This is a genomic window from Mycobacterium interjectum (genome assembly GCF_900078675.2).
Lineage (GTDB): Bacteria > Actinomycetota > Actinomycetes > Mycobacteriales > Mycobacteriaceae > Mycobacterium > Mycobacterium interjectum.
In genome coordinates, this window is sequence record NZ_LT546236.1 from 189,135 (window position 1) to 196,712 (window position 7,578).

Here is a 7,578-nt window from a genome sequence, read left to right on the forward strand (position 1 = left end):
CATCGTAAGCGGACATTGCTCTAATCTGAATACTGTTCGAATTCGAATGTTGTTCGAAAGTGGGGCGGTCGTGGAGACTGTGGCCGATGCGCCGGTGCTGCGCTATGGGGCGCTCGACCGCGCCCACCTGACGAAACACCTGTTGCGGCTGGCGAAGCGCGTCGGCGTCGGCCGGGTAACGATGCGGGAGCTGGCGGCCGAGGCCGGCACGGCGGCATCATCGGTCTACTACCACGTGCGCGACAAGCGCGAACTGTTCGATCTATTGATCGAGTCGGTGCTGGCGCAGATCGAGGTGCCACAAGAGGGCGACTGGGAATCCCGGTTGGTCGCGCTCTACATGGCTGCCTGGAAGGTGCTCGTGGAGGTGCCCGGGATCGCGGTCTTGCTACAGGAGCATGCGCACACCGCGGCGGCCGCCGATATGGACCGCGCCTCTCGCGGAATTCTGCGCGAATCTGGCTTGCGCGCACAGCGTTTCGATGCGGCGCACGCCACGCTCTACGTCCACCTGCTGGGTTCGGTTCAGCTGGAACACATCCGCCGCGCCGGTGCCACGGCGAACGGGCCAAGCGACGAGGCGTTCGCATATGGGTTGCGCCTGATCCTGACCGGTCTGCGCGAAGAGTTGGAGGACGGTTGAGTGACAGGCGCCACGATCGACCTCGCCGAGCCGGCGATCTGGGGGTCGCGGTTTCCCGACGATCTGTTCGCCGAGTTGCGCGCCCGTACGCCCGTATTTCATCAACGACTCACCGACGACGTGAGATCTACCGTCGGTCGCGAGTTTTGGGTGTGCACCAAACATGCCGACGTCGCCCGGGTGCATCGCGATTACGAGTCGTTTACGGCGACCCGTGGACCGCTGATTCAGGATGTGCCATTGTTCGACGCCTATCCGGCGATCGTGAGCATGGATCCGCCGGATCACACGATTCGCCGCAAGGTCATCGCTCGTGCTTTCACGCCACGTGCCGTGGCCAAGTTGGAAGACGGCATTCGCGATCGGGCCAGGGCGATGGCCGCTACTTTGCGTGAATCCGGTGGCGGTGAATTCGTCGATCTGGCCGCGGGGTTGCCGATCTCGGTGATCGGCGACATCGTGGGGATTCCCGACGCCGACCGCCCGCATGTGTTCGGCTTGATCGACCGGGTGCTGAAGACCGCCGGCGCACAGATGTCCCTTCCCGACGGCGATGACCTGTTGCCCTTTATGGAGTTGTTCCAGTACGCCAGCGCGCTGACCGCTCACAAACGCGAACGTCCGGTGGACGACATTTGGAGTGCGCTGTGCACCGCGGAGATCACGGCAGAGTCGGGGCAGAGCTTCCTGTTGCCCGCCAACGAGCTGGAGATCTTCTTCTTCATCCTCGGGTTGGCCGGCGCGGACACGACTCGAAACGCACTGTGTGACGGGCTTCGCGCCTTCGTCGCCAATCCGGATCAGATTGCGGTCTACCGATCCGATCCGGATGCAAGGCGCACGGCGGTCGAGGAGGTGATCCGCTATTCCACACCGATCATGTTCTGGGTGCGCGGAGCAACGAAAGACGTGGTGCTCGGCGGCGTGACGATCCCCGAGGGTGCGCGCGTGGTGACGATGTTGCGCTCGGCCAATCGCGACGAAGACGTCTTCGAGGATCCACACCGGTTCGACATTCGCCGTGATCCCAACCCCCACCAGTCCTTCGGAGGTGGTGGCGCCCACCACTGTTTGGGCGCCATGCTTGCCCGGGCGGAAGTCCGGGCCGCCCTGGACGAGATCTTGCTGAAATCCGGCGGCATCGAAGTCGGCGAGCCGAGGATGACGCTTCCCGACCTGTGCAACAACATGACGGTGTACGAATCACTACCGGTCCGCCTCAGCCAGGCCTAGGCCGGGCGGGTGGCGCGATAGTAGTTCAGTCGCCCGAGGATGCGGTGTTGCCGCGATGCGACCTCGGTGCAGTCGAACCCGGCCGCGGTCAGCAGCCGGGGAATCGCGTCGCCGAGGTTGCCGGCCGCGTGGTGGCTGCGCCTGATGAGCCGGGCCGCCACGCCGTGCTCATCGGTCCCATCACCGGCGATGTCGACCAGGTGCAGTCTGCCGCCGGGGCGAAGGACCCGGAAGATTTCAGCCGCCGCAGCGGTTTTCGCGTCGTCAGCGACGTGGTGCAGCATCATCGACGACAGCACCCGGTCGAACTCGCCGTCGGCGTAGGGGAGCCGTTCGGCGTAGCCCTGGTCGAAGCGGATCTCGTCCGTCTTTCGCCGCGCCCGGTCCAGCGCCCGCGGGTCGGGATCACACCCGATCACCTCGAGGTGAGGATAGGCACGCTTGGCCATGATTGTGAGATTACCTGTGCCGCAGCCGATTTCCAGGATGCGGCGGCAGTTGTCGAGCTCCGCCTGCGTGATGAGGGCCTCCTGCACCCTTTTCATGCCCAGCAGGCGAGAGATCAGGTCGTAAGTGGGGAGCAGCGCGTCGTGGCCGGCGGCGGGCAGGTAATCATGTGGATGATGTTTCGTCACGCAATCCATGGTGAACGGCTGACCGGAGCTGGAATTGGCCGATCCTCGGTAAAACTAGGACTATCTTTTGTGACATGACGCAGCCAGCCCGGATGGTTCGCCAACGCGCGGGCGTGCCGGTCTATGCATACCGGACCGATCCCGCCACGCCCCCGGTATCGGTGGTGCGGTCGGGGCCCGAGGATTCCGTCCAACGCGGCCGCCACATCCATGACTTTCCGGCGCTGTGGTACCTGCCGGTGGCCGGTCTGGTCCACGTGGCGGCCGCGGGCGAGGTGCTCGATCCCGGGCAGCTGGCCGACCGCGCCGGCGGCATCGCGGTGTTCTTCGACCCCGCGGCACTGGGCGAGGACGGCCGATCGCCGTGGCCGGCGTGGCGGGCCCACCCGCTGCTGTTCCCGTTCCTGCACGGGCACGCCGGCGGGATCCTGCGCCTGCAGCTGCCCGCGGAACGACGGCCGGCGTGGGACGCCGCGATCACGTCGATCGAAGCGGAACTGCGCCAGCGGCAGGACGGATATCGGCAGGCGGCCCTGGCGCATCTCACGCTGCTCCTGATCGACCTCGCGCGGCTGGCGGGCCCGGTGGTGGCCGAGCTGCGACGCAGCGGGGAGCCGCTGCTGGCCGAGGTGTTCGAGGTGATCGACCGGCGCCACCGCGAGCCGTTGTCGCTACGCGACGTGGCCGCCGACCTCGGCATCACGCCAGGCCACCTGACCACCGTGGTGCGGCGTCGCACCGGACGCACCGTCGGGGAGTGGATCACCGACCGCCGCATGGCCGCGGCCCGCGCGTTGCTGGCCGAGACGGACCTGCCGGTCGCAGAGGTCGCCAGGCGGGTTGGGATTGCCGACCCGGGCTACTTCAGCCGGCTGTTCGGGCGGGCCCACGGCGCCTCGCCTCGCGCGTGGCGCGGCGCGACCGGGTGGGCAGGTCACGCGCGCCGTTGATCGCGATATCGATGGCGGATTCGACTGCGGCGCGTAGCTGCTCGGCGGTGCCTTCGTCTTGCAGGCAAACGAGCGCGGCGGCGATCGCCGCCCCCATGACCGAGCCGATGACCGCGGCGGCGGCCGCCGGGTCGAGCGCGTCGGAATACGCGCGATGCAGCGCCCGGGCCAATTGAGTTTCGGCCAGGAAGTAGCGGTGCAGGGTGGCCGCCTGAACCGCGGGCACCGACACGATCATCGGCAGCCGCACCGCCGCCAGGCCGCCATCGACCTCCTCGGTGAGGGCATCGGCCAGCATCTGCTGCATCGCCGCCACGAGGACGTCGGCCATCCGATCATCCGGTGCGCGCCGCTCGATGAGAGCCACTGCGGCGTCGATCCGCCGGGATAGGTGGGGAAAGAGGACCTCATCCTTGCTCGCGAAGTAATTGAAGAAAGTCTTCGTGGAAACTCCTGCGGCGGCGGCAATCTCAGCGACGGTGGTCTCCTCGTAGCCCTTTTTCTCGAACAGGCTCATCGCCGCGCCGATGAGCTCCCGCCTGGTCTGCGTTCGCTTACGTTCGCGCAGGCTCGTCTCGTTTGCCGTGATCGCTCCTATCCCTAATGTTACAGCTGATATAAGATTACATCAGATGTAATAAAATCGGGGTAGCTCGCCGGAGAGGACCTGGTCATGCGGCGGTTCGAGAACGCGGTGGCGATCGTCACCGGCGGCGGAATGGGTCTGGGCGAGGCGCTGTGCGAGGAGCTCGGGCGCCGGGGCGCGACGGTCGTCGTCGCCGATATCGACGGTGACGCCGCACGTCAGGTGGCCGGGCGCCTGAGCCAGGCCGGCAAAGCGGCAGCTGCCGTGACGGTCGACGTGGCCGAGCAAACGGCGGTGGCGCGGCTGATCGAGGACACCTTCGCCGAACACGGACGCCTCGACTACATGATCAACAACGCCGGCATCGCGATCGGCGGGGATTCTCGCGACCTTTCGGTGCAGCAGTGGCGTCGCGTCCTCGAGGTCGACCTGCTGGGCGTGGTGTACGGGACGGTGCACGCCTATCGGCTGATGGCGCGCCAGGGCCACGGGCACATCGTCAATATTTCCTCGCTCAGTGGGCTGGTGCCGCAACCGGGCAATGCCGCGTACTGCACGAGCAAGCATGGGATCGTTGGGCTTTCGCTCTCGCTGCGGGCCGAGGGAGCAGACCTCGGCGTGAAAGTAAGCGCGGCATGTCCGGGCGACATGAAAACGAAGATCTACGACAACATGGTCGTGGTGAACATGCCGCGCGAGCGGGTGGCGGCGCTGAGCCGGCGCACCCACTATCTGATGCCCCAGATGAGCGCCCGGGCCGCGGCGAGCGCGATCCTGCGCGGCGTGGACCGCAATCGGCCGGTTATCGTGTTTCCGGCTGTGGTTCAGGTCATCTGGCACCTGTACCGTCGTTTCCCCGGCCTGTTCTATCGGATCAACATCCATCGCATGAGGCTGTTTCGCGGACTTAGGGCCACCGAACCCGAGATGCGCTAACTGTCATAGGGGTTCGAAGTCGAGCCAGTCGTCGACCTCGAATTGGTCGTCGACGGCCCGGATCGTCGCGCCGCCGCGGCCGGGGTAGTGGGCGGGTATCACGGCGGCCTTGGCCCGGGCGGCCTCGGTGAAGATCCGGCTGCGCGTCGCGGCGGCGGCACCGGCGTCCACGTCGAACGCGCAGGCGTCGGCGGGCCGGCGCAGTTGCACCGGGCTGTGGGTGAGGTCGCCGACGAAGACCGCCGGCCGACCGGCGTCCAGCCACAGCACCGAGGAGCCGGGCGTGTGCCCGGGGGCGGGCCGCAGCCGCAGCGACGGGCTGATCTGGAAGTCGTCGGACCATCCGACGAGCTGCCCGGCGTCCTCGATGGGCAGCACGCTGTCGGCGAACACGATTCGATTACCGGGCTCTTGGCCCGCGGGCCCGTCCGGGGCGAAGTGGCGGTAGTCGGCGGCCGGCACCAGGTACCGGGCGTTGGGAAAGGTCGGCACCCAGGTGCCCCGGGAGTCCTTGTCTCCCATGGTGTTCCACCCGACGTGGTCGGAGTGGATGTGGGTGTTGACCACCACGTCCACCGCGTTGCGGTCGATGCCCGCCGACCCCAGCGCGGCCAGGAACCGGGTGTTCAGGTGGTCCAGCGGCGGCATGTGCGGGCGGTCGCGGTCGTTGCCGACGCCGGTGTCCACGACGACGGTCAGCCCGTCGACCTCGATGACCCAGCTCTGGATCGCGATGTGCCACTGATCGGTGTCGGGGTCGAAGAAGTCCGGCACCAGCAGGTCGGCGTTGTCCCGCCACCCCGAGGGCGGCGTGCCCGGGAAGGAGCGGGTCGGCAGGTCGAACCGAAGTTCCAGCACCCGCGCGACGCTCGCGTGGCCGAACCGGACCCGGCGCATCAGGTGTTGGCGCGCAGATAGGTGTAGACGCCGGCGAAGTTGCGGTTCACGTCCTCGGGAATGGGCACCGGGCCGCCAAGCGCCCGTGCCCCCCAGACTATTTGGGCCGTCCGCTCGACCAGCGCGGTGACGTGCAGCACCTTGTCGGGTCGCGGTCCCACCGCAACCAGGCCGTGGTTGGCGATCAGGGCGGCCCCGCGGCCCTCGAGCGCCTTGACCGCGTTGGTGCCGACCTCGGGCGTGCCGGAGGCGGCGTAGTCGGTGCAGCGGACCTCCCCGCCGCAGTAGACGGCGAACTCGTCGATGCAGGCCGGAATCGGCTGGTGCGCAATGGCGAACATGGTCGCCCACACCGGGTGGCTGTGAATCACGCTGCCGACGTCGTCGAACGCGTGGTAGCACGCCAGGTGCAGGTGCATCTCGGACGACGGCGAGCGACCGTCGGCGGCGTGCAGCACGGCGCCGTCCGGGTCGATCAGCACGAGGTCGTCGAGCGCCATGTCGCGGTAGTCGACCGATGACGGCGTGATGACGACGTTGCCGTCGGAGCGCCGCGCCGAGATGTTGCCGGCGGTCCCCTCGACCAGTCCGCGGCGCAGCATGTCCTTCGCCGCGTCCAGCACGGCGTTCTCGGGGTGGTCGACAAACTTCATCAGGCCAACACCTCCGGGTTGACGATATGGGCCGGCGTCCCGCCGTCCAGCAGCGCTTCCAGGTCATCGGCCACCATCTGCGCCTGCCGAGCCTCAGTGTTCCACGTGGCGCCGCCGATGTGCGGCGTCAGGACGACATTGGGCATGCCCACGAGCGGGTGATCGGTCGGCAGCCATTCGCCGACGAAATGGTCCAGCCCGGCGGCGGCAACCTTGCCGCCGCGCAGCGCGTCGACGAGCGCGTCGGTGTCGTGCAGCTGGGCCCGGGCGGTGTTGAGGAACACCACGCCGTCGCGCATGGACGCGAACTCCCGCGCGCCGATCATGCCGGCGGTGCCGTCGGTGACCGGCGCGTGCAGGGACACCACGTCGGCCTCGGCCAAGAGTTCGTCGAGGGAATGGCGCGCCTCGTCGTTGTACGGGTCGTGGGCGATCACCCGCATGCCCAGCCCGGCCAGCCGCCACCGCGTGGCGCGGCCGACCGCGCCCAGGCCCACCAACCCGGCGGTGCGTCCGGCGATCTCCCANGCCGCCGGGCAGCTTCCCGGGAGCGGGGCCGTGCTGGGGATCGGCGCCATCGACGCGCTGTGCGAACAGATCGTGGCCGGCGCCGACCGCGACGGCGACGTGTTGGTGCTGTGCGGAACCACCCTGATCGTGTGGAACACCGTCCCCGAGTCCCGGCAGGTGCCCGGCCTGTGGACCATCCCGCACACCGCCCCCGGCAAGAGCCAGATCGGCGGGGCCAGCAACGCCGGCGGCATGTTCCTCGGCTGGGTGGATCGCGTTGTCGCGGAAGGCGATCCGACGGCGGCCGATCCGCGCCGGGTGCCCGTCTGGTCGCCGTACATCCGCGGGGAGCGCACGCCGTTCCACGACCCCGACCGCCGGGCCGTGCTCGACGCCCTGGACCTGACCCACGACGCCGCCGCGCTGCGGCGCGCCGCCTACGAGGCGTCGGCCTTCGTCGTCCGTCAGCTCATCGAGCTGAGCGGGGCGCCGGTGGCGCGCATCGTGGCCGCGGGCGGCGGCACCCGGGTCGCGC

8 protein-coding genes and 2 pseudogenes are annotated in these 7,578 nt (G+C 68.4%); 5 read left to right on the top strand and 5 right to left on the bottom strand.

What is annotated here, in order from left to right; translation table 11 throughout:
• Window positions 1–70 precede the first annotated feature (70 nt).
• Both BN4348_RS30635 and BN4348_RS30640 read left to right on the top strand, forming a co-directional pair.
• Window positions 71–643: a TetR/AcrR family transcriptional regulator gene (locus tag BN4348_RS30635; protein WP_235852609.1), complete on the top strand. Its 573-nt coding sequence runs from the start codon at window positions 71–73 to the stop codon at window positions 641–643.
• A complete protein-coding gene (locus BN4348_RS30640; RefSeq protein ID WP_066907452.1) occupies window positions 644–1,876 on the top strand; it encodes a cytochrome P450 in 1,233 nt (410 codons plus the stop codon). It abuts the gene before it with no gap.
• Here the strand turns inward: BN4348_RS30640 and BN4348_RS30645 are convergent.
• Entirely contained in the window at window positions 1,873–2,511 is a 639-nt protein-coding gene (locus BN4348_RS30645; RefSeq protein WP_372513973.1) for a class I SAM-dependent methyltransferase, read from the bottom strand. The two genes, BN4348_RS30640 and BN4348_RS30645, sit on opposite strands and share 4 nt — an antisense overlap.
• A 74-nt stretch (window positions 2,512–2,585) precedes the next feature.
• Between BN4348_RS30645 and BN4348_RS30650 the strand changes: the two genes are divergently transcribed.
• Entirely contained in the window at window positions 2,586–3,461 is an 876-nt protein-coding gene (locus tag BN4348_RS30650) for a helix-turn-helix transcriptional regulator (RefSeq protein WP_066907458.1), read from the top strand.
• Here BN4348_RS30650 and BN4348_RS30655 read toward each other — a convergent pair.
• On the bottom strand, window positions 3,376–4,080 hold the full coding sequence (locus BN4348_RS30655) for a TetR/AcrR family transcriptional regulator (RefSeq protein ID WP_328588987.1): 705 nt from the start codon (window positions 4,078–4,080) through the stop codon (window positions 3,376–3,378). The two genes, BN4348_RS30650 and BN4348_RS30655, sit on opposite strands and share 86 nt — an antisense overlap.
• A 54-nt stretch (window positions 4,081–4,134) precedes the next feature.
• On the opposite strand from BN4348_RS30655, the gene BN4348_RS30660 reads away from it, so the two are divergent.
• The gene (locus BN4348_RS30660; RefSeq protein ID WP_066907463.1) at window positions 4,135–4,983 is read left to right on the top strand and encodes an SDR family NAD(P)-dependent oxidoreductase; all 849 of its coding nucleotides are present in this window, start codon (window positions 4,135–4,137) and stop codon (window positions 4,981–4,983) included.
• A gap of 3 nt (window positions 4,984–4,986) precedes the next feature.
• Here BN4348_RS30660 and BN4348_RS30665 read toward each other — a convergent pair whose 3' ends face one another.
• The 3 genes and pseudogenes from BN4348_RS30665 to BN4348_RS30675 form a co-directional block, all read right to left on the bottom strand.
• Window positions 4,987–5,880 (bottom strand): MBL fold metallo-hydrolase, encoded by an 894-nt coding sequence (locus BN4348_RS30665; protein ID WP_066907465.1) that lies wholly within the window; start codon window positions 5,878–5,880, stop codon window positions 4,987–4,989.
• Window positions 5,880–6,533, bottom strand: a complete 654-nt coding sequence (locus BN4348_RS30670; RefSeq protein WP_066907468.1) for an L-fuculose-phosphate aldolase — start codon at window positions 6,531–6,533, stop codon at window positions 5,880–5,882. Before BN4348_RS30670 ends, BN4348_RS30665 begins: the two co-directional genes overlap by 1 nt.
• Window positions 6,533–7,057 (bottom strand): annotated as a pseudogene (locus BN4348_RS30675) (NAD(P)-dependent oxidoreductase); the annotation flags it as partial. The pseudogene BN4348_RS30675 and the gene BN4348_RS30670, both read right to left, overlap by 1 nt.
• Window positions 7,058–7,067: 10 nt before the next feature.
• On the opposite strand from BN4348_RS30675, the pseudogene BN4348_RS30680 reads away from it, so the two are divergent.
• Window positions 7,068–7,578 (top strand): annotated as a pseudogene (locus BN4348_RS30680) (FGGY-family carbohydrate kinase); the annotation flags it as partial.

Bases quoted from the DNA above. Each gene is read 5' to 3' on its own strand.
- BN4348_RS30650 (WP_066907458.1), top strand. From the start codon at position 2,586: ATGACGCAGCCAGCCCGGATGGTTCGCCAACGCGCGGGCGTGCCGGTC.
- BN4348_RS30660 (WP_066907463.1), top strand. From the start codon at position 4,135: ATGCGGCGGTTCGAGAACGCGGTGGCGATCGTCACCGGCGGCGGAATG.
- BN4348_RS30665 (WP_066907465.1), bottom strand. From the start codon at position 5,880: ATGCGCCGGGTCCGGTTCGGCCACGCGAGCGTCGCGCGGGTGCTGGAA.
- BN4348_RS30670 (WP_066907468.1), bottom strand. From the start codon at position 6,533: ATGAAGTTTGTCGACCACCCCGAGAACGCCGTGCTGGACGCGGCGAAG.